This window comes from Klebsiella sp. K5-204 (assembly GCF_030128585.1).
GTDB classification, from domain to species: Bacteria; Pseudomonadota; Gammaproteobacteria; order Enterobacterales; family Enterobacteriaceae; genus Klebsiella; species Klebsiella quasipneumoniae.
In genome coordinates this window covers 289,766-311,991 of the sequence record NZ_JAKUZS010000007.1, presented here as the reverse complement: position 1 = coordinate 311,991, position 22,226 = coordinate 289,766, and the positions used below count along the sequence as shown (strand labels likewise).

Here is a 22,226-nt window from a genome sequence, read left to right as displayed (position 1 = left end):
CATTTATCAAACATAGCCGTAAACCATCGAAGCAAAAGGCAGAACCTTCTTTCCCTCACCGGCCAATGCAGGCATCATAAGCGCCATTCGCCATCCGGCTGAGGTTTAAGGAGAGAAGCAATGTTTACCGTTATTTTTGGTCGTCCAGGCTGCCCTTACTGCGTTCGCGCCAAAGAGCTGGCAGAAAAACTGACCAACGAGCGTGATGACTTTAACTACCGTTACGTGGATATTCACGCCGAAGGCATCAGCAAAGCTGATCTGGAAAAAACCGTCGGCAAACCGGTTGAAACCGTACCGCAGATTTTCGTCGACCAGAAACACATCGGCGGTTGCACCGATTTCGAAGCCTGGGCGAAAGAGAACCTTGGCCTGTTTGCCTGAGTAAATTTATTTACTCGATGAATGACTGCGCCAGGTATCAAGCCAGGCGCAGATAAACAAAAAGCACAACGCCCCGAGCGCACACCAGAACACCGCGCTCAGTACCCACGCCATCTCCTGCCAGAACGTCCGGTGCGTGACGAAAAACAGCCGCATCGTCACCATACAGACCGGCGCCGCCAGTATCGCGCCGAGCAAAGGACGCAGCACCCGCCGTCCGGGAGAGAGACAGCTCGCCGCCGCCCCTGGCAGCAAAAAGAAGAGCAGGCCCAGCTCCGGGTTGCCGCTGGCGCGAAAGGCCCCTTTCATATGTAACAACAACGATAAGCACACCACAATGAACAGAACGAAGCCACAGATAATGCCGGCCCAACTACGCTCAGATTTCACCGTATCCTCCTGATGTTGCCTCTAACTCACGTCCACGTCGCCCAGTCAGATAAAGCATTTCGGCAATCCATGCCAATAACTCCCCTACCAGCCTAAAAACGATTGTCACTAGCCGCCGCATCCAGGAAGGATTAAACTAGCGGGTATATTTTTGCTGGTTATAACAGGGTGCCAGAATAGGTTCGCGACAACGCGAACGCCTGAGCAACCTTAGACCAAATAACCATTTCCTTCAACAACTTACTAGTAAACGAGAAGTTGGCTTTCGTGAATATAAACGTCGCAGATTTGTTAAACGGGAATTACATCCTGTTATTATTCGTTGTACTTGCATTAGGACTATGCCTGGGAAAACTGCGTCTCGGCTCAGTACAACTTGGTAATTCCATTGGCGTTTTAGTCGTTTCTCTATTATTAGGTCAGCAGCATTTCGCGATTAACACCGATGCCCTTAATCTCGGCTTTATGTTGTTTATTTTTTGCGTCGGCGTGGAAGCCGGTCCTAACTTTTTTTCGATTTTTTTCCGCGACGGGAAAAACTATCTGATGCTGGCCCTGGTGATGGTCGGCAGCGCGATGCTGATCGCCATGGTGCTGGGTAAAGTGTTCGGCTGGGATATCGGGCTCACCGCCGGTATGCTGGCGGGGGCGATGACCTCCACCCCGGTGCTGGTGGGCGCGGGGGACACCCTGCGCCATTTCGGCCTGCCCAGCGATCAGCTGGCGCAGTCGCTTGACCACCTGAGCCTCGGCTATGCCCTGACCTACCTGGTTGGTCTGGTGAGCCTGATCGTCGGCGCCCGCTATATGCCCAAGCTGCAGCATCAGGATCTGCAGACCAGCGCCCAGCAAATCGCCCGCGAGCGCGGCCTCGATACCGATTCCAAACGTAAAGTCTACCTGCCGGTGATCCGCGCCTATCGCGTCGGCCCGGAGCTGGTGGCATGGGCGGATGGCAAAAATCTGCGCGAGCTGGGCATTTATCGCCAGACCGGCTGCTATATCGAACGCATCCGCCGCAACGGCATTCTGGCCAACCCGGACGGCGACGCGGTGCTGCAGATGGGCGACGATATTGCGCTGGTGGGCTACCCGGACGCGCACGCCCGCCTCGACCCGAGCTTCCGCAACGGTAAAGAGGTTTTCGACCGCGACCTGCTCGACATGCGCATCGTCACCGAAGAGATTGTGGTCAAAAACCACAACGCCGTCGGCCGCCGCCTGGCGCAGCTCAAGCTTACCGATCACGGCTGCTTCCTGAACCGGGTCATTCGCAGCCAGATCGAGATGCCTATCGACGACAACGTGGTGCTGAATAAAGGCGACGTGCTGCAGGTCAGCGGCGACGCCCGCCGCGTGAAGACCGTAGCCGACCGCATCGGCTTTATCTCCATTCACAGCCAGGTGACCGATCTCCTCGCCTTCTGCGCCTTCTTTATCGTCGGCCTGATGATCGGCATGATCACCTTCCAGTTCAGCTCCTTCAGCTTCGGCATCGGCAATGCCGCCGGCCTGCTGTTCGCCGGCATCATGCTTGGCTTCCTGCGCGCCAACCACCCAACCTTTGGCTATATCCCGCAGGGGGCGCTGAACATGGTGAAAGAGTTTGGTCTGATGGTGTTTATGGCCGGGGTCGGGCTCAGCGCCGGGGCCGGGATCAATAACGGGCTGGGCGCCGTCGGCGGCCAGATGCTGGCGGCCGGGCTTATCGTCAGCCTGGTGCCGGTGGTGATCTGCTTCCTGTTCGGCGCCTACGTGCTGCGCATGAACCGGGCGATGCTGTTCGGCGCCATGATGGGGGCCCGCACCTGCGCCCCGGCGATGGAGATCATCAGCGATACCGCGCGCAGCAACATCCCGGCGCTCGGCTATGCGGGCACCTACGCCATCGCCAACGTGCTGCTCACCCTCGCCGGGACGCTCATCGTGATCATCTGGCCAGGGCTACAATAAATTTTTTGCGAAAAAAGCCGCCACAGGCAGAACTTTTTCTCAGGGCATCAGTCATAAGTAATGCCACTGCTTTTCTTTGATGTCCCCATTTTGTGGAGCCCATCAACCCCGCCACTTCGGTTCAAGGTTGATGGGTTTTTTGTTGCCTGCGTTTAGCCATTCCGGCTGAAACGCCGCCTCAGCGCCCCTCTTCCTGCGCCCTCTCCCCTGCCAGCTGCCCGACCATCATGCGGATCGCCGCCTTCGACAGCGGCGCGCGGTCGGTGACAAAGTGCAGGGTCATCCCTTCAATAAAGGCGTCAAGGCCGCGGGCGGTGTCGGGGGCAAACCACTGCTCCAGCGTCTGCTGGCTGCGCCGCATCCAGTTCTGCATCACCGCCTTCAGCGCTGGCTGGCTGCTGCAGAACGCGTACAGCTGGTACATCAGCTCCATATTGCGCGCCGTGGTCACCTGGGCGCTGAAGATCAGCTCCGCGATGGCATCGCAGGCTTGTTGCCGGTTCGTTACTCCGGCGAAGCTTTGCTGATACTGCGCCGACATCTCGGCGGTAAACAGGTTGAACGCCTCCGCGATCAGCGCCTCGATGCCGCTGAAATAGTAGGTCAGCGACCCCAGCGGCACATTCGCGCAGGTGGCGATTTTACGGTGCGTCACCGCATGGACGCCGTGCGCCGCGATGGTGTCCAGCGTCGCCTGCAGGATGCGCTCGCGGCGCTGCGGATCGTTCGGTCTACGGGCCATGATTTTCCTCTTCCGGTTTATGTACAAATGTACACATGCTTGCTACTGTTGTCTTCACTCTTCTCCTTTAAGGCGTTTACGGATGACGACGCAATCTTCGCGCAGAGCGCTCCAGCTTCGACTGTGGGCGCTGTTTATGTTCTTTTTCATCCCCGGCTTATTAATGGCCTCCTGGGCCACCCGCACGCCGGCGATCCGCGATCTGCTGGCGCTTTCTACCGCAGAGATGGGCGTCGTGCTGTTTGGCCTGTCGGTGGGATCGATGAGCGGTATTCTCTGCTCGGCGTGGCTGGTGAAGCGCTTTGGCACCCGCAAGGTCATCCGCACCACCATGTCCTTCGCCGTACTCGGCATGCTGGTGCTCAGCCTGGCGCTGTGGGTCACCTCCGCCCCGCTGTTCGCCTTCGGTCTGGCCATCTTTGGCGCCAGCTTTGGCTCGGCAGAGGTCGCCATTAACGTCGAGGGCGCGGCGGTTGAGCGGGAGATGAATAAAACGGTGCTGCCGATGATGCACGGCTTCTACAGCTTTGGCACCCTGTTCGGCGCCGGGGTGGGCATGGCGGTGACCGGGTTCGGCCTGCCCGCCGCTCCGCATATCCTGGCGGCCGCGCTGGTGGCCATTCTGCCCATCGCCATTGCCATCCGCGCCATTCCGGAGGGTACCGGTAAAAATGCCGCCGAAGCCGCCCACGGCGAGGCGAAAGGTCTGCCGGTATGGCGCGACGCGCAGTTGCTGCTTATCGGGGTCATCGTCCTGGCGATGGCCTTTGCCGAAGGCTCGGCCAATGACTGGCTGCCGCTGCTGATGGTGGACGGCCACGGCTTTAGCCCCACCTCCGGCTCGCTGATCTATGCCGGCTTCACCCTCGGCATGACGCTGGGCCGCTTTACCGGCGGCTGGTTTATCGATCGCTACAGCCGGGTGACGGTGGTTCGCGGCAGCGCGGTGATGGGCGCCCTGGGTATCGGCCTGATTATCTTCGTCGATAACCCCTGGGTGGCGGGCATCTCGGTGCTGCTGTGGGGCATCGGCGCCTCGCTCGGCTTCCCGCTGACTATTTCCGCCGCCAGCGATACCGGTCCGGATGCCCCTAAGCGCGTCAGCGTGGTGGCGATTACCGGGTATCTTGCTTTCCTCGTCGGGCCGCCGCTGTTGGGCTTCCTCGGCGAGCACTTCGGCCTGCGCAGCGCGATGCTGGTGGTGCTGGGCCTGGTGATGGTGGCGGCGCTGGTCGCCCGCGCGGTGGCTAAGCCACAGTCTGAACCCGTTATGGAGAACAGCTAATGAGCATCAAACTGATTGCGGTGGATATGGACGGCACCTTTTTAAGCGATGCCAAAACCTACAACCGGCCGCGCTTCCTCGCCCAGTATCAACGAATGCGCGAGCAGAACATTCGCTTCGTGGTCGCCAGCGGCAACCAGTACTACCAGCTGATCTCCTTCTTTCCGGAGATCGCCCACCAGATCGCCTTCGTGGCGGAAAACGGCGGCTGGGTAGTGAGCGGCAATGAAGATGTCTTCAACTGCCAGCTGCCGGTTCACCATTTCAACGCCGTGGTCGATCATCTGCAGACGCTGCCGAATATCGAAATCATCGCCTGCGGGAAGCGCAGCGCCTACACCCTCAACCGCTACAACGACGCGCTGAAGACGGTGGCGGCGAAGTATTATCACCGCCTTGAACTGGTGGTTGATTTTAACCATCTCGATGACACCATCCTCAAATTTGGTCTCAACGTGCCGGATCGCCTGATCCCGGAAATTCAGCCGAGGCTGCACGCGGCGCTGGGGGACATGGTGACCGCAGTGGCCACCGGCTACGGCAGCATCGACTTAATTATCCCGGGGGTGCACAAAGCCAACGGCCTGCGTATTTTGCAGCAGCGCTGGGGCATCGAGGATCATGAGGTGGTGGCGTTCGGCGACAGCGGCAACGATATCGAAATGCTGCAGCACGCCGGGTTTGGCTTCGCCATGGCCAACGCCCGGGAAGACGTCAAAGCCGTCGCCCGCTATCATGCGCCGCACAACAACGAAGAGGGGGTTCTGCAGATTATCGATAAGGTGTTGGATCGCGAAGCGCCGTTCGCCTGATAAGACCCGGATGCAAGCGCATCCGGGTTGAAAACCGGTTACCCCTGCTGCGAATTGCCGACGCTTTTATCTTTCAGGAAGTAGATCATCAGCCCCAGCCACAGCACCCCGCCCAGCAGGTTAAACAGGCTGAACAGCCCATTGCCGCCCAGCTCGTAAGCATGTTTGCTGAGCTCGATGCCGACGGTGAAGATCAGCATCTGCAGCATTCCCATCGCCGCCGAAACCGTGCCTTTGCTCATCTCGCTGGCGAACAGGGTTAAGCGCACCAGGCCGGCGTTCGCCAGGCCAATCCCGAAGGCGTAGAAGCTCAGGCCGGCGGTCATCCACAGATAGGCGTGGGAAGAGACCACCGTCGCCGCCGCGGAGAGGAGCAGGCCAAACACGATCGGCCAGCCGCCCATGATAATCAGCGAGCGCACGGTACGGCGCGAAGTCAGGCGCGCCAGCACCAGGTTGCCGGCAATCAGCGCGCCGAAAATCGGCACCTGCAGCATGCCATACTCATAGCTGGTGGCTTGTTCGCCGCTGATAATAATGACCGGCGACTGGGCAATCCACGCCAGCAGCGGCAGGCTGACAAAGCCGGTGGCCAGCGCGCCGGCGACGAAGCGCAGGTTTTTCAGCACCAGGCGATAATCGCGGCCCAGCTCTTTGACCGACAGCTTTTCACCCAGCCGCGTCGCGGTCTCCGGCATCGCCCGCTGCAGGCCGACAAACGAGATGGCCGCCAGCACGGCGAACAGCACGAACATCATCTCCCACGGCAGGATATGCACCCAGGCGGCGCCCACCAGCGGCCCCAGCAGCGGAGCAATCAGCGCCACGTTGGCCATCAGGGCAGTGATTTTAATACACACCGCCTCCTCAAAGGACTCCTGGATCGCCGCGTAGCCGACCGCGCCGATAAAGCACAGGCTGATCCCCTGCAGGAAGCGCAGCAGGGTGAACTGCTCAATGGTCTGCGCCAGCAGCGTCGCCAGGCAGGTGACGATAAACCACACCACCCCGGTCAACATCACCGGACGGCGGCCAATACGGTCCGACAGCGGCCCCAGCAGCCACTGTAAAAACATGCCGCCGGCCAGATAGGCGGTCATCGAGGTGGGTACCCACTCGTTGCCCACCTGGAATTCCTGAACCACGGCCAGCATACCCGGCTGGATCATATCGTTGCCGATATAGGTGGAAAACTCGTACAGCACCAGACATAGCGGGAACAGCAGCGCCTGCCTTCCGAGGCGGCGGCCTGAAAGCGAATAATTTTGCATGAAATCTCTTATCTATCAAAAATCGCGCAAAGTGTAATGAAACTCCCGGCGCGGAGATAGTGAATTGTGGGTGACACCGCACAATATTGCGAGTTGCGCGCCACCGTCAGGCTTCTTCTTTGCAATTCACTCGGCGTATATATTCCGTTTATGTTTCAGCAATGTGACAAAGGATATACTGACGCTTTTCAGGGGGTTAGCGCCGCGCCTCAGGAGGCGACATTTCATAACAACCTGATCTTTAAGACAATGCTGCTTTATCTCCGCACCGCTTTTATTTAGGGTAGGCGGCTTATTTGCTATCGGACCAACGAGCCTGGAAGTCTATGCTGGAAAATATAAACTACGCGCTGTTCGCCCTGCTCAACGCGACCCCGGCCTCGCCGCAGTGGGCCATTGAGGTGGCGATTTTCATCGCTAAAGATCTGATTCTGATCGTGCCCCTGCTGGTGGTGACCTTGTGGCTGTGGGGGCCTGCCCAGCGGCAGATGGTTTTTAAGCTGATGCTGGCGCTGACGATCAGCCTGACCGTCTCATGGGCGATCGGCCACCTCTATCCGCACGATCGGCCATTTGTCGCCGGCGTGGGCTATAACTTCCTGCACCATGCGGCGGACGACTCCTTCCCCAGCGACCATGGCACCGTCAGCTTTACCTTTGCCCTGGCCTTCCTGTTCTGGCATCGCCTGTGGTCCGGCGCCCTGCTGATGGCCCTTGCCGCCGCCATCGCCTGGTCCCGCGTCTATCTCGGCGTCCACTGGCCGCTGGACATGGTTGGCGGCCTGCTGGCCGGGATGTGCGGCTGCCTTGGCGCGGCGCTAATCTGGCATACTGTCGGCCCGGCGCTGTACCGTCAGCTGCAGCGCCTCTATCGCCTCTGCTTCTCCCTGCCGATCCGCAAAGGCTGGGTGCGCGGCTAAACGCCGACCGTCGCGGCGGCCACCGCGTGACTAACCCGCAAGCGACAGGTAAAATCCCGCTAACGCCCTGCCTCCGCAGGGCGATTTTAGCGCAGAGGGAATATGGAAACTCGCCGTGACGAACGCATCAGTCAACTCATTCAGGCACTCAAGCGCAGCGATAAGCTGCATCTGAAAGAAGCGGCCTCCCTGCTTGGGGTGTCGGAAATGACCATTCGTCGCGACCTCAACGGCCACAGCGGTCCGGTCGTGCTGCTCGGCGGATACATTGTGCTGGAGCCGCGCAGCGCCACCCATTACCTGCTCAGCGACCAAAAGACCCGGCTGGTCGAGGAGAAACGCCGCGCCGCCCGCCATGCGGCTGCGCTGCTGGAGCCCCATCAGATGGCCTTCTTCGACTGCGGGACCACCACCCCGTGGATCATCGACGCCATTGACGATGCCCTGCCCTTCACCGGCGTCTGCTACTCCCTGAACACCTTTCTGGCCCTGCAGGAAAAGCCCCAGTGCCGCGCGGTCCTGTGTGGTGGAGAATTTCATGCCAGCAACGCGATTTTTATGCCGCTGAGCCTTGAGGATACCCTCAGCCATCTGAGCCCTGACATCGCCTTTTACTCGGCGGCGGGCATTGACTGCGAACAGGGGGCGACCTGCTATAACCTGGAGGAACTGCCGGTCAAACACTGGGCGATGCGACACGCACGCTACCACGTGCTGGTGGTCGACCACAGCAAGTTTGGCAAAGTGCGTCCGGCGCGCATGGGGGCGTTAGCGAAGTTTGACGTGATCGCCAGCGATATCTGCCCGGATGATGAGCTGGTGGCGCTGGCGAAGGCACAGCAGATCTCCCTGCTGTATTGAAGCGTCACTATTGAAGCGTAACTGACCGCGCCCCGCCGGGCGCGGTCATGGCATCAGGAGAACCAGCTGCCGAACCAGCCGTGCAGTTTCATCAGTACGAAGTCGATCATCCGGCTGAAGAAGCCGCCCTCTTTCACCGGCTCCATGACGATCAGCGGGCGCTGCTCGATGGTTTTATCATTCAGCTTAAAGTCGATAGTCCCGACCACCTGCCCCTTCTCCAGCGGCGCGGTAAGCTGCGGCTGGTTTAAGGTGTAGCTGGCTTTCAGGTTTTTCAGCTGGCCCTTCGGCAGGGTGATAGAGCCCGCTTCGCCGGCCCCCAGTTTCGCTTCGCTGCTGTCGCCAAACCACACGCGCTGGGTGACGAAGGTGGCATCCGGTTTAATCGGCGTCACGGTTTCATAGAAGCGGAAGCCCCAGGTCAGCAGTTTTTCCGACTCGTTAAAGCGAATGCGGTCGGTTTTGGTCCCCAGCACCACGGCAATCAGACGCATATCGCCCTGAGTGGCCGAAGATACCAGGTTATAGCCGGCCCCGGCGGTGGTCCCGGTTTTCACGCCATCGGCGTTGAGGTTGGTGCTCCACAGCAGGCGGTTACGGTTTGGCTGGCGAATTTTATTAAAGGTAAACTCTTTCTCTTTATGTACCGCGTACTCTTCCGGTACGTCGTGGATCATCGCTTTGGTCAGTAACGCCATATCGCGGGCGGTACTGAACTGCCCCGGCGCATCGAGGCCGTGGACGGTCATAAAGGTGGTGTTGGTCAGCCCCATTTTTTTGGCGTAGCCGTTCATCAGGCTGACGAAAGCGTCCTGGCTGCCCGCCACGTAGTCCGCAATGGCAATGCTGGCGTCGTTTCCGGACTGAATGATGACCCCTTTGTTCAGATCTTCTACTGAAACCTGCATGCCGGGCTTGAGGAACATCACCGATGAACCGCGCAGCGCTGGGTTGCCGGTCGCCCAGGCATCGCGCCCGACGGTCACCATATCGGTCAGTTTAATTTTTCCCGCTTTTATCGCCTGCCCCACCACGTAGCTGGTCATGATCTTCGTCAGACTGGCCGGGTCGAGTTTTTCATCGGCATTGCCTTCGCTCAGCACCTTCCCGCTGGCGTAGTCCATCAGGATCCAGGCGCGAGCGTCAATCGAAGGGGCGTCGGGGAGTTGTTCTGCAGCCTGCACCGCAGGTGCGACAAGAAATAACAGCGCGCAACCTGCCGCGAGGCCGCGAAGGGAAAAAGCGTCATGCATCATAAGAGCCACCCAAGTATCCTTTCCAAACAAAATATGCCGCGCCACTCTGACCGCGCCGCAGCAACCGGTGAGTAAAGCGTACAAATGACCTTAAAGAAACAGCGAGTTGGTAAAGTTTTTAAAGTTTACGCAATAACATGCCGCTGTGCTTTAATCAGAACAATTTTTTTGATCGTGATTGCCTAAATATTAACTTTATTATGGCAAGAAAAAACTTACCGTTCAAAAATCAATGATATAGCCACATTTCAATAAGATACAAAAATTTATGGCAAGACAAATGCGGACAAATGCGGACATTTGGTTGCCCCAAATCATGCCCCAAAAGCCGATTTGCCCCAAAATCTGCCCCACGATTACAGCCCTTCATTCGGGTTGTAAAGCTGGAACGTGCGATCGTCACCTTCTGAAAACACTGTTTATATATACAGTATTTTTATTCTCTAATCTGATCAATAGAGGTTTCAACTATCAATCAGGCGCACCGAGAGGAAACCTGTCACCTTTGAGACACAGAAATTGGTTTCACTTAGTGATTATGTTGTCTATGTGCCAGCGATGAACTATCTTTTCTCAAAACCTGCTACTGCAAAATGGATTTAAGATGTCACAGACGGACTTGCTGATTGTTGTTTTTACTCTGGGCATTTTAGCCTTTGGCTATTCCATATGGTTCATTTCGAGCAGAATACTTTTATCGATATTTCATAGACTTACAAAGAATATATGAATTGGGATGGTATAGACCCAAATTCATGGTCCTTGCCCCTCGACGTCGGAAGGTACTTACAGATCATCTTCGCTCTTAACCTATCACATCGGCACCTACTCCATGATGTAACAGCTCAGACCTGAAATATCTGGAAGCTTTAGGCATATTCTTGGAAGATAGACGAGCGCAAAGACGCACACAGCAATGATGTTATGTAGTATTTTCCCCTTGAGTGTGCCTGCTCAAGGGGATTTTTTATCGCCGTATTGTACTGGCAAATATTTGTAAATCGTCTTCACTCCCACGCCTGTCACATCGGCCACACGCTACTGGACAGGCGCTTAGTCCGGTATGTTTCTCGCGCTACTACTGCTTACGTTAACGTCTGGTAATGATCTAGCGGCGCGACGTAAAGCGGCGTTGAAAGCAATTATAGTGACCGGCCGGCGATGGTACTTCACACGGTTAGAATGACTCTGAAATAAATAAACATCTTCTGGATAGCGTTCTCTTCTACGAGCAATCATCGCCTCCACTGAAGGGGTTGATTTAACACGTAGCTCCTTCAGGTGACCCTGTTTTCGTATCAGTATCAAGTCACCATCAATATCATCATATCGAATACTCAGCAGCCTTCCAGCGCTTAAACCCGTGTGAAAAATTAACGCCCACAAGTCAGCCCATGTATCTGAGATGGAAACAAGATTGCTGTTAATAGTTAAAAATTGCTCAAAACTTATTGTTTTCTTACCGTTCACGAACAAACCAAACTGTTTTCAAAGCTGAATGAATTGATTAAGCCAAACGTAACATATCAGGAAAAGTAGTGAAATCTTTGTCTTCAAGTCGCCGGGAGGTACTTGTAGATTGTTTTCACGTCTACACCTATTACATCAGCTACCTGCTGCCGGGTTGCGCCCGTACTCAACATCCTGCGGCACCGCTCCACCACTTCTTCAGTCATTACCCGGCGGCGGCCGCCGACTCTCCCTGGCACGTGCGCAGCACCGAGGAGATCCTCGCCGCGTTCTGATTTATATTGGGCTTCCCAAGTTGGTGCACCCGAAATGGGTGCGCCTTGGCATCACCAGCCTTGAAGAGTATGCCCGCCACTTCAATTGCGTGACGCGGTAAATTTAAAAATCGACAAATATCGTCCAGGAGCGCCATTTTTAATGGCTGGAGATAGCATCCAACATACGTTGTTTGCAATGTTTGGCGAAATTTAATGATTTTTCATGCCCCATCCATGCCCCAAATATCAATTCTTCTTTGTTCTTGATAAAGCGCGGCCATCAACTCCATGGCAGCCGCTATCACAATTAACCTACAACTCTCCCCTTTGCGAGCTGATGCACAAAATACCCAGCCATCATCTCAATCATAACCTTGTTATGACTTGAGATTGTCGTTGGTATGCCAGAGGCAAGACGCGGAGAGAAGTCATAGAAACGTCCGGACGAATACGGGTTGGTAAGATAATCTTTTTCATAGGCCTGAACACAAGCCAGCAAGGCGTTCCCGGTAGATACTCGTCGAACCAGCATCATCGTCAATGCAACGCTAACCGGAGTCGAAATGATCCCCCTTCGGCTTTCAGAGATAATGAAATCAATCCCCCGTAGCCTGCCATCACCGCACAGTCCCTGAAGTCCATAGTTGACGTTGTTAAACAGGGGCGTTCCGCCGAGTAACTCCGTCATCATGAGGTAGTCAGGCGCCAGGTCCATGTCGTAGTTGTACCACCGGCTCCTTGCCAGGGAGGTGCTGACAGGCATCGAATCCAGCATGCTTGGCAGATAGCGACCAACAGTGCTGCTATTGGTCAGATTCGTCATCACCGTGTTATAGCATGACTGGTACGAACCATCAGTATCCATCCCGGCGTGGATTGCCAGCGCGATAAGCAGCATGCCGTAGATATTAATATTCACAGCTGCGCTTACCGCAGTCGATGAATAGGTGTTAGGCACACCTCCTTTTGCTGCGACCGCTGTTACCATCGCGTCAGCCCAGGACTTAATATACGGCTGCATCGCTGTCGTTGTTGTAGTGTCCCCCATAAACTCAGCCGCACGATATACAGAAACACACGGCTTGAATACAGGAGTGACTAAATCAGCGACGTTAAGTACACCCTCCAGATAACGCGTCCCGATATTTGTGGTGCGCCAGTTATCATCCCAGCACCGTTTAAATCTTGCCCATACTGCCGCAATATTAGGTGATGGCTTTTGCAGTTCACGATACGCAAGATATCCCCACGGGGTGGCTACGTCATATTGACCGGCGTTAGCATCCATGCCGCCAATTCCAGCTGAATCTCCATTCATCCAGAAGTCAGCAACCCCATCAAGCAGCTCCTGCAGTTTCCGCTCCGCTTCTTTCACTGCGAAGTTTGGAAGCGCTCCGCCCCGGGCAAAACCAACCGGACGGTTATAAACTTTCTTCGCAAGTGTCAGTGGGTCAGTTTCTGTTTCATTGGCGTTCAGCCAAATCTCGATTGACCACGTCCAGTTTTTCTCAACTGGCCAGTTCAGTAAAGAGTAATCGGTAAAGGATGAATATTGCCATCCAGTGGTTACACCCAGCGTATAAGACGAAGCGGTATTGGTCATCGTGATGCCGGTAGGCCTTGTCGGGCCTGCAGATGTTCCGTCCCTGTGAATATCACCATTTACAATGGTGGGCACGTAAGAGAATTTACCACCGCCTGCGGTATTTCCATTGGTAATTGCAGCTGCCGCTGTTCCCGTATAGGCAGGAGTCGTTCCAGTTGGATATATGATATTTGATCCAATGGTTTCACCATACATTTTTCCTACAGGTATTTCCTGAAGGGCGGTAACCATGTTTTTCACAATGACCACGCCGTTCTTAAAGATACGGTAACGAGTGGTCGCCTTGAGAACACCGGCAGAGTAAACAGCACTGGCAGCATTGTAGCCAATGCGCTCAACTTCGGTAAAAAGCGGACCGGAATTGATGACCTTCAGCGTAACGTTATCGGTGAAATACTCGATAACCTGAGCACCTGCGTTCACATAGCGGTGTTGCGGACTAAGGGAACAACGAATTCTGTTAGTGTCATCATTTTTAGCGGCATCAATAGACGTGAGCCCATATGCTCCGCCAGCAAAGCCAAAGCGGTAATATAAATTACCCACTTTAATGTTGTAGCGCTTCAGGGCATCAGAAGGGGCGTAATACTCAAGCCCATCTGTGTACACTGTATCGTCATAGCGATAACCATAAACATCGACGTTATAATATTTCTTTTGTCCCGCAGCTACAGAGTCAATAATCCAAACCGAGCCTGTCTTGAACGATCCATCAGGGTGATAACCCTCATTTGACTGAAACCGAAGGTTAACGAAATCATCCGCAGAGAACTGAGCGTCGAATACGTTTCCAGCAGAGTCTGATACTTTAATGCAGTTTTGACCAAAGACCATTCCCTCAGGGAAGCTTACCTTTAGCTCGATAGGTCCGCTATAATTAGATGCACTGTCGTTTGCCACATCCGTAACAAAACGGGTAAACGGATTGTTGTTAGTATCCTGCCTGGACACTCCGTTGTAATAAAGAATGTCAGCATCAATAGTCAGATAAGCATTTACAGAAATAGTCGCAGGCTCAGCGCTTAACTTAGCAATATATGCAGTTTTAGCTACCGAAACATCGGTACTTCTGTAATAAAGATTAACGTCATTGAATGAATTATAGAAATAATTCTTAACCCCTTCCTTTGTAAGGTCATATCCAGCCCCGGTAATAACAGAGTACGGGAACGTCAGCTGAATTGACGTTGAACTGTCAGAGTTGGTGTACAGCGTGCAATAGTTACCATCAGTACCATACGCACCGGCATTACCAGAAATAAAATCACCAGACTTGTCGATGACGGCATAAGCAGTGATCGATTTGTAGGTATTGATAAGCGGTACGTTGGTAAATATTGCTCTGGCAACTGAATTGGTCGCATCAAACAAAACTGTTGCTGGTCTTAACTTTGCCAGTTGAACAGAGTGATAAGGAGAATTAAGAACATTATCGGCAAAGTATTCAGCTGGTAGTAATTCAGCAACTATAGTGGTTACACCACTTTGTAAATCAGTTACCTTCAGCGTATTTTTCTGATTGCGAGCATCAGACGTTTCAGCTGCTGACAGAGAATTAATAAGTAAAACGGATTCTTTGCCGACATTTACTACAGTGTCACCAGGGGTGGTAATGCTTGTAAACTTAGTTAACGGAAGCGCTAAAATCTCGCTTAGCAAAACGTTTGTTGAACCAATTTTAGCATTTAAGTCTTCATAAGCAGCGCTTACTTTTACATTAACCAATTCAGTGGAAGGCATTTTCCTTCCAGTTTCCTCAAGTGTACCGCCGTTATTGATCACCTCAACCGCAAGAGCGCTGTCGTCAGGGCTGCGGTAATAGGTGGCACTACCATCGGGAATGTTGGCAATATCAGCCTGCGCTGCCGCAAGTGTCATATACTGCCGGCTGAGAGGGATCAGGTTCTGCCTGGTTTCCTCAACTACAGCATCCCTTTCTTCTTGCGAGGTTTCAAAATCTGCTTGCTGCTGCGTTAGCTGGTTGTCCGCCTTAACATTAACGCCATGCAAAGTATCTAACTGTTCGCCTGTGCGTGTGGTAATGGTTTCATCGCTGCTATTAACGAACTTGTCAATAGACTGCATATTATCCCATGCATCAGGCATGGATGCAGACGGCACAGGATTGCCGGTATCGTATTCACTCATGGTCGCCCCAATAAAAAAAACCGGCATATGCCGGTTGATTGGTAATTTACATGCACTTAGATGATGTTATTTATTTTTGAGAACTCTTTGTCGTCATAGAATAAACCATCATCTTTGTTATAAAACATTCCGGGCTGGCAAAATATGTTTTCTTGATATTCCACAAGGTCTGCACCAGCGTACTCATAACCATTTTCTGCAATAATTATATTGATGACTATCCCGTTTTCAATGACCGCATAATTTCCTGCCATTATGCCAGCTCCTCAATGATAACGTAGCCATTAGCCCCTTTCCCTGACGCCCTGGCCACTGAGTCATACGATGCACCAGCACCGCCGCCACCGGGAAAGAAACCATCATCTCCAGATGTACTGACGTGAGGAAGACCACCATAACTGCTGTGAGACGCGCCACCCACACCGCCCAATGCGCCGACCGCCCCCTGGCCACCTTGCCCGACCACTGAAAAAATAGTCCCTACAGAGGGCGCGCCGGGAGTACCTCCAGCAGAATTACCCGTTGAATTGCCGCCCTTCCCACCGCCTGCAGAAATGCCAAGATCAACAATGGTAGTATCACCACCATCGCCACCGTTTCCGGAATTTCCTGCCACAACAGCAGCGCCACCAGCACCGATAACGATATTTGCTCCAGTGATGCTACTTACATCATACAAGCCCTCCACATAAGCCCCACCAGCGCCACTTGATGCTCCCGCCCCTGCTGTGTCCGTTCCCTTCCCACCCCCGCCTGCACCCCATGCCTTAATTCTGACTTTTTTAGTGCCAGCAGTTTTTACCCATGCTCCGCTAGCGGTAAAAACCTGAATGCGGAGCAGGCGTCCTTCTGCCTGATTATTAAGTGCGGACTTGAGAATATTTAGTAACGTGGCAATGTTCCCATTATCCAGGACATCGCTTCCTGTGCTATCCGCCATAAATTGTGCAAGGACGGCAGCAATTGTAGAGGATTGCCGGAGTGCTTTATTTACTTGTGCTGACGAGGCTTTGCCGGAAAGAAACCCTGATGCCAGTGCAGATAGCGCTTCATAATCAGCCTGTGATAATACGTTTGCCCCGCTACCAGTAGCGAAGGGCTTAAAATCGTTAGTCGCCATTAAAATCTCTCTCCCCATGACCCGCGGTCGAAACCAGCGATATAGTCATTTTCGATATCGAAGCCAAAAAACTGATAACCATCACTGACGGCCTCTATTTCACGGACACGAACTCCGGCGGCCTTAACCGTCATATAACCGTTTTGAATCGCCCACCATAGCTCGCTGTTAACCTGGTCAATCGGGTTAATGTCATAGCGCGATGGTACGTAACCTGCCGGTAATGCGATAAAGGGGCCTTTATTGACGGCGCTATCCAGAATTAACCGGTCTATTTCACTTAGAGCTACCGATGGGTCACCGAGTATCCAGATGGAAATCGACATATCCTGGTTGTCGACAATAGCCATTCGGATCCCGGACCCGGCAAGGGCGGTATCAAGAATTGGAGGAAGCGAGTCGTTCTGTCCATCCCAGTTGTTTATCGCCACTTTCACCTTCAGCATTAGCCGATATATTTCATCGCTTAGATCGATAAAACCGTCGTTTGGGTCATATGGGCCCTGCCAGACTCCCTGGTCCCAGCCAACCCGCTCGGTGTCCCACGAAAAATAAATCCCGGTTACTGGTGTAGCCACGCGCCGGGAGCGCCCAACCCATTCGCCCACGACGTCGAGCTGTACGCCTACGGCGGTATCAATATCAAAATCAGGGATTAGCCGCGACATTGCATCGGAAACATCACTCAGTGGCCTGGTGGATAGATCGACGTGGGCAAAGAACTTTGGTTTACCGGCGTGGTAGTTGGTTATGCGGTCAGTGTATCTGCTCATGAGACCACCAGATTAATATTGCTGACGGCGCAGGATGCCGACTGGTCAAAGGCAATATCCACGTTTGCCGCAGCTACGCCACTGGCAGACGTCCCGATCAGCAACTCGGTAATGTCGTAATACCGGGCATTGCCTCCACTAACGACGCCCAGGTTAGCCGGTGAGTAAACGCGACTGAGAAGAACGCTGGCGCCGATTGCCAGAGAGTTAATGTAGGCAGATACAGCCGCCTTTATCTCTTCGCCAACCTGGGATGTGTAACCCGTAAGAGGCTCGATAGTGATTTTGACGTAAATGGGTACATCTACCGGCCTTGAAAAACCTACCGGATGAGGGTTTCCGTACTTATCAGGCACAACAATCACCGTACTACCGTAGGGTGTTACGCCCTGCCCTTTCACACCACGAATGCTGTTTGCAATGACCGTCGCATCACCACCTTCAACAATGGCGGCGATTGAGTGCGGCGGCAGGCCATTTGCATCAGTGGTATCTGTATCGTTCTCATACAGCTTGTGTCGCGTTACGCCGTTGATATTTGCTATCGCGCCATCTACCGCCTCAAACGGCGTCAGAGACGGTAAAGCAACGCTCTGTGATTGCCGGACACGCAATTCAGCATTTGTTTCGGCAGCAACGCCAACGGTGGCCGCTTGCGGGTTAGTTACTGATACCCAGCCCCGTGTCGGGGTGTTTATCTTATTGACTGACCCGGCATGGGCCGCCACAGCGCCAGCAACAGAACACGTCGCTGTAGCAATAACCGTCCCATCAATACCAATTGTCACCTGAGCAGGAAGATTCCAGATGATGCCGTTGGCATCTTTCACAGAGCCATTTGTGATTAACGTTCCGGCCTCACCCTCGATCAGCTCATCGACCGTAGAGTTTGTCGCAGCACGGCGAGTGATGCCGTTAATTTTGACGTTACTGGTTAATGCATCGTCCAGCGCCGTCGACGGAGAAAATGACCGGTAAACAGAAATGGCCGTGTTGTTGGCATCGTGAATGGCCAGAGCCACCAGAGCGACCATCTGGCCGTCTTTGCTGTCAGGGTCGAGATAGGCATCACTGCCATAAATCTGCTGAAAATAGCCGGTGATGGTGTCCAGAACGGTCTGATAGTCGGGCGCACTTATCCCCTCAGCGGTTACCGTTGCCGATAAGCCGAGTGTGTCGAGGTCCAAAGACATTACGCCTCCGAAGTTACTGTGGTTGTCCCGTAGATGGTTTCCACCGTTGCTGTGAACGTTACACGGCGCGTGGTGCCGTCAACGGTGGTATTAAATGCAGTGATTGAGCTAACCCCCTGCGTTTCGAGGATCCGCTTACGGATAGCGAGGTTGTAGGTATCCGGCTTTTGCTTACCCAAAACGGACTGAATCCACGGGGTTCCCTCCGTGGTATCGAGGAACCACTGCCCGTACCAAAGCAGAAAGCGCGTTTTAATGGCCTGTGCGACAGCCTCGGGGGAGTTAACCAGCCAGGTATCATCACCCTGACCGAAGGTGTAATCCCCATCGTCATCTTCTCGACGGTATCGCATATCATCCTCCGAGTGGTGCTGTACTGCTGCCACCAGACTCAACGCCACCATGCGTATGCTTATCAACGATTGAGCCATCCACCAGCTGCAGGCGGCCGTCCGAAAGAATTTTAAGCCCGTTCAGGTTAAAACCTCCCGGCGCCGTGCCGTTGATAGCTCCACTGGCAGGATTGAGGCTCAACTTTGTTTCCCCGTCATCACTGCGCAGCTCTACCGCATTGGTGCTGATACCGCCGATTTTCTTCGCTTGCGACTGCGGACCCACGATACAAAATGCATCCGACAAATCATGCATGCGGCCGTCTACTGGTTCCTGTACCCCGCCACTCTGCCACCAGAAATCAATGCAGCGGTCGGCAAAGATAACCAGGCACTCATCACCTTCTTTGATCGGGAAAGTCAGCGTACAGCCGCCGCCACGAGGAAAGACGACGGGAACATCCACCAGCAGCGGATAGTCCTTTGTGCTTTTGTTGCCGTCGTTGTCACGCTCGATGTAGCGGATCGCCGGCTGAACAACAGCCGTAATTGATGCGGGGTCGAATGACTGGATGATACCAGGTAGCGCAACGCGCAACTGTTCGTTTAGTGTCTTCCGTTCAGACGCCAGAACCTCCGCCAGCGCACCACTACGGGTTTTATCGGATACGGCCATTTGCTTTACTCCGGGCATTAAAAAACCCGCCGAAGCGGGTCTGTTTTATGTATTAGTAAAATCTAAGACGCAACTAATAGTTCTTTATTATTTTGGGCTTCTTCTGCTATCTCAAGAGAGCGGTAGTATTGCAATGCAGCGGGATCTGCAACGTATTCAACTTTACCGTGATGCTCCTCAACGCACTGAATTATTTTGTTTAATTCCGTTTTAAAGAACTCTTTGCGAAGGTTAACCTTATTCATTCGCTCACTGCTTAGTTTGTTATGCAATGCATACTCAAGGGCTGGCGCATCGTCACAGCTAATCATTGCGTGCACATCGAATTCGAATGGCACGCTTGCTCCGCTTAGCTCACTTACTCGGTCGAGTGGCTCCAGGCGGCGCGTCATGCCTATTTTGAATACATTTTCACCAAATGAACCGATATTTGAAATGATATAAACATGGCCCTGTTTAGTCATCTGAGCCATTGATTTCGCTCGCTCATACTGCTTGTGAACGTCCTCAATCTCTTGCTCCAACTGACGGCGGGTTTCTTCTAGTTCCTGGCGGTGTTCTTCATCAGCAGCCAATAGCGCTTCTTCTACTGCTTTGCGCCGTGCTTCAAGCTCTTGCTCTTTGGCTTCAGCTTCTTGTTGCTGCCTTTCCAACTCTTCAGCACGCTGCCTTTCCTCTCGCATTTGACGTTTAATTTCATTCTGGGCGTCACGCTCATCCTGTGCAGCCTGCAGTTCCAGGACCTTATCCCTAAATTCTTTTTCTACCACCTTCCAGTCAGAATGGTCGCGTAGTTGGAAGAAATCATATTTAGCAATTAACGTCTGGTAAATTGCTTTTTCTCTTCTGATATCTTCGAGTTTTTTCTCGAAGTTTCTCAGAGTGACAGAAGCGAGAAGGGTCTTACGTTTGTATCGGTAGGTATCATCAAGAACCTTCTGTATCTCTTCTTGTGCTGAGTGGTGCTGTTCACGGAATATGGTTTCAAAATCAAACGCAAAATCGACAGCCTTACCGAGGATTTCCTTACTTTTTATCCTATTTATCTCGATAATCTGCCTGAGCTCGTTTTTCAGATTGTTATGCTCAACTTCACGAGCAATATCTTTATTCTTATACTTTTCAATTACTTCTTCTTTTTCTTCAATTTCAGCCGCCAGTGATTTTTGATTCCTTAGCTCAAGATACTCAACAACCTTTTTATGCTTGCTTATCAAATACCTATAAGTTATATAAGCACCTATAGCAGCCCCCACTCCTAAGACTATCAATATTGGATACAGCGCTTCCATTTACAGTTACCCCAGATTAACAATTAGAATCATCTGGAATATACAGGATCTAACCTTTAGAGCGCCATACCAAGGCGGCCTTATAGCTTAGCCAGAGACCTTTTTGCAGGGGAAGGAACCTATGATCTTCGGGGCATCCATGCTGTTTTGCAATAGCTGGACGTTGAGGAATGCCTTTCCGTCGCGCTTTACAAACTCAAAGCCATAGTTGTTACCATCACGCGCAGGCATAAGGCCCATGTCCATTTTCATGTTCGCGTAGTCGCCACTCTTACCCAAAAACTTTATTTTCTGAGATGTGACTGTTTCTCCGTTGATAACGGTCATTCCATCACCTGTCATCACATAATTTCCACACTGAATTGCAGCCATTACTGGGGTTGAAATCACCGAGAACAACGCCAAACAGAAAATTTTCATTAAAGCCCTCTTTCCCTCGCCGATGAGGAAACAAGATCCATCGCGCCACGCGCCTCACACATCATATCCATGTACCACGCCTGGCCCCTTGTGTCGCCAGTGTACATAATGCCACGGACAATATAAACGCCGTCAGTCGCAATACTGGCAGGCTGCGCAGTGGTGCCTTCAATGGTGATGTTTCCGTTGTTGTTCTGGTCAGTGATACGCCCTTGGGTCATGGCGATATCGTTATTCCCCAGCGCGGTACGGAACACGGAAGCCTGATTCAGCTCGATCAGGCCATTAACGCGGATGTTAGGGTTAATCAGGCAACGGACGTTAACGCCGCTACCAATGGTCTGCTGAGGCATACCCACAAGGCCGGTGGCGCTGTTCAGTTTAATGGCTTCGTGAACAACCTCATTTTTCGCCACCATTTCCCGCTTACCGTCGACAAACATCCAGTCAGCCTTGCATTGCTCGGCGACGTTATCCATCAGATGCCGGGTCATACCAAAAAGCACCCTGCCGCGAGGAAACACCGTTGCAGGCATTGCAGGGGTATTCCCTTCCGTGGCCCCGTTAGCGTTGAAGTCCTTCATGAGCACTGCATTGACGTCAGAGACCGTATAGCCAGCCGCCAGCGTCTGCGCAGTGATCGAGGTGGCGAATGCCCGATCAGAATCAGCCGCCTGAATGAGGACAAAGCTATCAACGGGGTTATCTTTCCCTGTGATGGTGTACCGGATTTCCCCGTCGAAAATCAGCCCATAATTTCGACCATCCATCTGCCCGACTTCATCGGGGTTTACTGTCCTGACGACGCCTACCTGGCTGGCGGGAACGTCAGCTGCAATGCCATCGTAACCAGCGATAACCCTAATCCGGGAGAATTCCTCTCCGACGATCCGGTTTACGGTATCAGCTGAAAGGTTATAGATTTTAAAAGTTCCTACTCGCGTTTCGCTGCTGAGGTTAAACCAGTCGATAGTAAAAGTGCTCTTAAAGCTACCAAAATCAGTAGCATTCCCCTTCGAATCGACTAACTGCAATTCGAAGTGCCGCATCCAGTTCTGAGACATT

The 22,226-nt window shown here is 53.2% G+C and carries 21 protein-coding genes and 2 pseudogenes; 7 read left to right on the top strand and 16 right to left on the bottom strand.

What is annotated here, in order from left to right; genetic code table 11:
- The first annotated feature begins 120 nt into the window (after nt 1-120).
- A complete protein-coding gene (locus MKR05_RS19740) occupies nt 121-384 on the top strand; it encodes a GrxA family glutaredoxin (protein WP_002896352.1) in 264 nt (87 codons plus the stop codon).
- A gap of 6 nt (nt 385-390) precedes the next feature.
- Here MKR05_RS19740 and ybjM read toward each other — a convergent pair whose 3' ends face one another.
- Nucleotides 391-774 carry an inner membrane protein YbjM gene (gene ybjM / locus MKR05_RS19735; RefSeq protein WP_002896351.1) on the bottom strand — a complete coding sequence of 128 codons (384 nt, stop codon included), beginning with the start codon at nt 772-774 and terminating at the stop codon, nt 391-393.
- Nucleotides 775-1,041: 267 nt separating this feature from the next.
- On the opposite strand from ybjM, the gene MKR05_RS19730 reads away from it, so the two are divergent.
- Nucleotides 1,042-2,727, top strand: coding sequence for an aspartate:alanine antiporter (locus MKR05_RS19730; RefSeq protein ID WP_004179131.1), 1,686 nt, complete (start codon nt 1,042-1,044; stop codon nt 2,725-2,727).
- Nucleotides 2,728-2,905: 178 nt separating this feature from the next.
- Here MKR05_RS19730 and MKR05_RS19725 read toward each other — a convergent pair whose 3' ends face one another.
- Nucleotides 2,906-3,469 carry a TetR/AcrR family transcriptional regulator gene (locus MKR05_RS19725; RefSeq protein WP_044521890.1) on the bottom strand — a complete coding sequence of 188 codons (564 nt, stop codon included), beginning with the start codon at nt 3,467-3,469 and terminating at the stop codon, nt 2,906-2,908.
- An 82-nt stretch (nt 3,470-3,551) separates the two neighbouring features.
- On the opposite strand from MKR05_RS19725, the gene MKR05_RS19720 reads away from it, so the two are divergent.
- Both MKR05_RS19720 and MKR05_RS19715 read left to right on the top strand, forming a co-directional pair.
- Nucleotides 3,552-4,754 (top strand): MFS transporter, encoded by a 1,203-nt coding sequence (locus tag MKR05_RS19720; protein ID WP_044521889.1) that lies wholly within the window; start codon nt 3,552-3,554, stop codon nt 4,752-4,754.
- Nucleotides 4,754-5,566, top strand: coding sequence for a Cof-type HAD-IIB family hydrolase (locus MKR05_RS19715; protein ID WP_238875353.1), 813 nt, complete (start codon nt 4,754-4,756; stop codon nt 5,564-5,566). The genes MKR05_RS19720 and MKR05_RS19715 overlap by 1 nt, the downstream gene beginning before the upstream one ends.
- Nucleotides 5,567-5,604: 38 nt before the next feature.
- Here the strand turns inward: MKR05_RS19715 and kdeA are convergent, their stop codons facing one another.
- Nucleotides 5,605-6,837 carry a multidrug efflux MFS transporter KdeA gene (gene kdeA, locus MKR05_RS19710; protein ID WP_004201293.1) on the bottom strand — a complete coding sequence of 411 codons (1,233 nt, stop codon included), beginning with the start codon at nt 6,835-6,837 and terminating at the stop codon, nt 5,605-5,607.
- Nucleotides 6,838-7,163: 326 nt separating this feature from the next.
- Between kdeA and ybjG the strand changes: the two genes are divergently transcribed.
- Nucleotides 7,164-7,757 carry an undecaprenyl-diphosphate phosphatase gene (gene ybjG, locus MKR05_RS19705; protein WP_023288976.1) on the top strand — a complete coding sequence of 198 codons (594 nt, stop codon included), beginning with the start codon at nt 7,164-7,166 and terminating at the stop codon, nt 7,755-7,757.
- Between the two features lie 102 nt (nt 7,758-7,859).
- Nucleotides 7,860-8,618 carry a DNA-binding transcriptional repressor DeoR gene (gene deoR, locus MKR05_RS19700; protein WP_023288975.1) on the top strand — a complete coding sequence of 253 codons (759 nt, stop codon included), beginning with the start codon at nt 7,860-7,862 and terminating at the stop codon, nt 8,616-8,618.
- Nucleotides 8,619-8,671: 53 nt separating this feature from the next.
- Here deoR and dacC read toward each other — a convergent pair whose 3' ends face one another.
- The 3 genes and pseudogenes from dacC to MKR05_RS19685 form a co-directional block, all read right to left on the bottom strand.
- Nucleotides 8,672-9,874: a serine-type D-Ala-D-Ala carboxypeptidase gene (gene dacC, locus MKR05_RS19695; RefSeq protein ID WP_004201290.1), complete on the bottom strand. Its 1,203-nt coding sequence runs from the start codon at nt 9,872-9,874 to the stop codon at nt 8,672-8,674.
- Nucleotides 9,875-10,927: 1,053 nt separating this feature from the next.
- A complete protein-coding gene (locus MKR05_RS19690) occupies nt 10,928-11,350 on the bottom strand; it encodes a hypothetical protein (protein ID WP_284118564.1) in 423 nt (140 codons plus the stop codon).
- A gap of 77 nt (nt 11,351-11,427) precedes the next feature.
- Nucleotides 11,428-11,598 (bottom strand): annotated as a pseudogene (locus MKR05_RS19685) (helix-turn-helix domain-containing protein); the annotation flags it as partial.
- Between the two features lie 17 nt (nt 11,599-11,615).
- Between MKR05_RS19685 and MKR05_RS19680 the strand changes: the two are divergent.
- Nucleotides 11,616-11,711 (top strand): annotated as a pseudogene (locus tag MKR05_RS19680) (hypothetical protein); the annotation flags it as partial.
- A gap of 197 nt (nt 11,712-11,908) precedes the next feature.
- Here the strand turns inward: MKR05_RS19680 and MKR05_RS27070 are convergent.
- The 10 genes from MKR05_RS27070 to MKR05_RS19630 all read right to left on the bottom strand — a co-directional run bounded on the left by MKR05_RS27070 (nt 11,909) and on the right by MKR05_RS19630 (nt 22,225).
- Nucleotides 11,909-15,313 (bottom strand): hypothetical protein, encoded by a 3,405-nt coding sequence (locus MKR05_RS27070; RefSeq protein WP_284118588.1) that lies wholly within the window; start codon nt 15,311-15,313, stop codon nt 11,909-11,911.
- 98 nt (nt 15,314-15,411) lie between these two features.
- Entirely contained in the window at nt 15,412-15,609 is a 198-nt protein-coding gene (locus MKR05_RS19670) for a hypothetical protein (RefSeq protein WP_004152577.1), read from the bottom strand.
- Nucleotides 15,609-16,475, bottom strand: a complete 867-nt coding sequence (locus MKR05_RS19665; protein ID WP_151819803.1) for a hypothetical protein — start codon at nt 16,473-16,475, stop codon at nt 15,609-15,611. Before MKR05_RS19665 ends, MKR05_RS19670 begins: the two co-directional genes overlap by 1 nt.
- Entirely contained in the window at nt 16,475-17,248 is a 774-nt protein-coding gene (locus MKR05_RS19660) for a DUF2612 domain-containing protein (protein ID WP_284118562.1), read from the bottom strand. Before MKR05_RS19660 ends, MKR05_RS19665 begins: the two co-directional genes overlap by 1 nt.
- Complete coding sequence (locus MKR05_RS19655; protein WP_284118560.1) at nt 17,245-18,441, bottom strand: baseplate J/gp47 family protein; 1,197 nt, start codon at nt 18,439-18,441, stop codon at nt 17,245-17,247. The genes MKR05_RS19660 and MKR05_RS19655 overlap by 4 nt, the downstream gene beginning before the upstream one ends.
- Complete coding sequence (locus tag MKR05_RS19650; protein ID WP_004152573.1) at nt 18,441-18,794, bottom strand: hypothetical protein; 354 nt, start codon at nt 18,792-18,794, stop codon at nt 18,441-18,443. Before MKR05_RS19650 ends, MKR05_RS19655 begins: the two co-directional genes overlap by 1 nt.
- 1 nt (nt 18,795) lies before the next feature.
- Nucleotides 18,796-19,449, bottom strand: a complete 654-nt coding sequence (locus MKR05_RS19645) for a Gp138 family membrane-puncturing spike protein (protein WP_224050055.1) — start codon at nt 19,447-19,449, stop codon at nt 18,796-18,798.
- A gap of 62 nt (nt 19,450-19,511) precedes the next feature.
- Complete coding sequence (locus MKR05_RS19640) at nt 19,512-20,741, bottom strand: GIY-YIG nuclease family protein (protein ID WP_171879177.1); 1,230 nt, start codon at nt 20,739-20,741, stop codon at nt 19,512-19,514.
- Nucleotides 20,742-20,828: 87 nt separating this feature from the next.
- Nucleotides 20,829-21,161: a hypothetical protein gene (locus tag MKR05_RS19635; RefSeq protein WP_032419940.1), complete on the bottom strand. Its 333-nt coding sequence runs from the start codon at nt 21,159-21,161 to the stop codon at nt 20,829-20,831.
- The gene (locus MKR05_RS19630; RefSeq protein WP_114262518.1) at nt 21,161-22,225 is read right to left on the bottom strand and encodes a hypothetical protein; all 1,065 of its coding nucleotides are present in this window, start codon (nt 22,223-22,225) and stop codon (nt 21,161-21,163) included. Before MKR05_RS19630 ends, MKR05_RS19635 begins: the two co-directional genes overlap by 1 nt.
- Nucleotide 22,226: the final 1 nt, after the last annotated feature.

Bases quoted from the DNA above. Each gene is read 5' to 3' on its own strand.
- MKR05_RS27070 (WP_284118588.1), bottom strand. From the start codon at position 15,313: ATGCCTGATGCATGGGATAATATGCAGTCTATTGACAAGTTCGTTAAT.
- MKR05_RS19740 (WP_002896352.1), top strand. From the start codon at position 121: ATGTTTACCGTTATTTTTGGTCGTCCAGGCTGCCCTTACTGCGTTCGC.
- MKR05_RS19670 (WP_004152577.1), bottom strand. From the start codon at position 15,609: ATGGCAGGAAATTATGCGGTCATTGAAAACGGGATAGTCATCAATATA.
- MKR05_RS19665 (WP_151819803.1), bottom strand. From the start codon at position 16,475: ATGGCGACTAACGATTTTAAGCCCTTCGCTACTGGTAGCGGGGCAAAC.
- MKR05_RS19635 (WP_032419940.1), bottom strand. From the start codon at position 21,161: ATGAAAATTTTCTGTTTGGCGTTGTTCTCGGTGATTTCAACCCCAGTA.
- MKR05_RS19630 (WP_114262518.1), bottom strand. From the start codon at position 22,225: ATGTCTCAGAACTGGATGCGGCACTTCGAATTGCAGTTAGTCGATTCG.
- dacC (WP_004201290.1), bottom strand. From the start codon at position 9,874: ATGATGCATGACGCTTTTTCCCTTCGCGGCCTCGCGGCAGGTTGCGCG.
- MKR05_RS19715 (WP_238875353.1), top strand. From the start codon at position 4,754: ATGAGCATCAAACTGATTGCGGTGGATATGGACGGCACCTTTTTAAGC.
- MKR05_RS19640 (WP_171879177.1), bottom strand. From the start codon at position 20,741: ATGGAAGCGCTGTATCCAATATTGATAGTCTTAGGAGTGGGGGCTGCT.
- kdeA (WP_004201293.1), bottom strand. From the start codon at position 6,837: ATGCAAAATTATTCGCTTTCAGGCCGCCGCCTCGGAAGGCAGGCGCTG.
- MKR05_RS19645 (WP_224050055.1), bottom strand. From the start codon at position 19,449: ATGGCCGTATCCGATAAAACCCGTAGTGGTGCGCTGGCGGAGGTTCTG.
- MKR05_RS19725 (WP_044521890.1), bottom strand. From the start codon at position 3,469: ATGGCCCGTAGACCGAACGATCCGCAGCGCCGCGAGCGCATCCTGCAG.
- MKR05_RS19655 (WP_284118560.1), bottom strand. From the start codon at position 18,441: ATGTCTTTGGACCTCGACACACTCGGCTTATCGGCAACGGTAACCGCT.
- ybjG (WP_023288976.1), top strand. From the start codon at position 7,164: ATGCTGGAAAATATAAACTACGCGCTGTTCGCCCTGCTCAACGCGACC.
- MKR05_RS19660 (WP_284118562.1), bottom strand. From the start codon at position 17,248: ATGAGCAGATACACTGACCGCATAACCAACTACCACGCCGGTAAACCA.
- MKR05_RS19720 (WP_044521889.1), top strand. From the start codon at position 3,552: ATGACGACGCAATCTTCGCGCAGAGCGCTCCAGCTTCGACTGTGGGCG.
- MKR05_RS19650 (WP_004152573.1), bottom strand. From the start codon at position 18,794: ATGCGATACCGTCGAGAAGATGACGATGGGGATTACACCTTCGGTCAG.
- deoR (WP_023288975.1), top strand. From the start codon at position 7,860: ATGGAAACTCGCCGTGACGAACGCATCAGTCAACTCATTCAGGCACTC.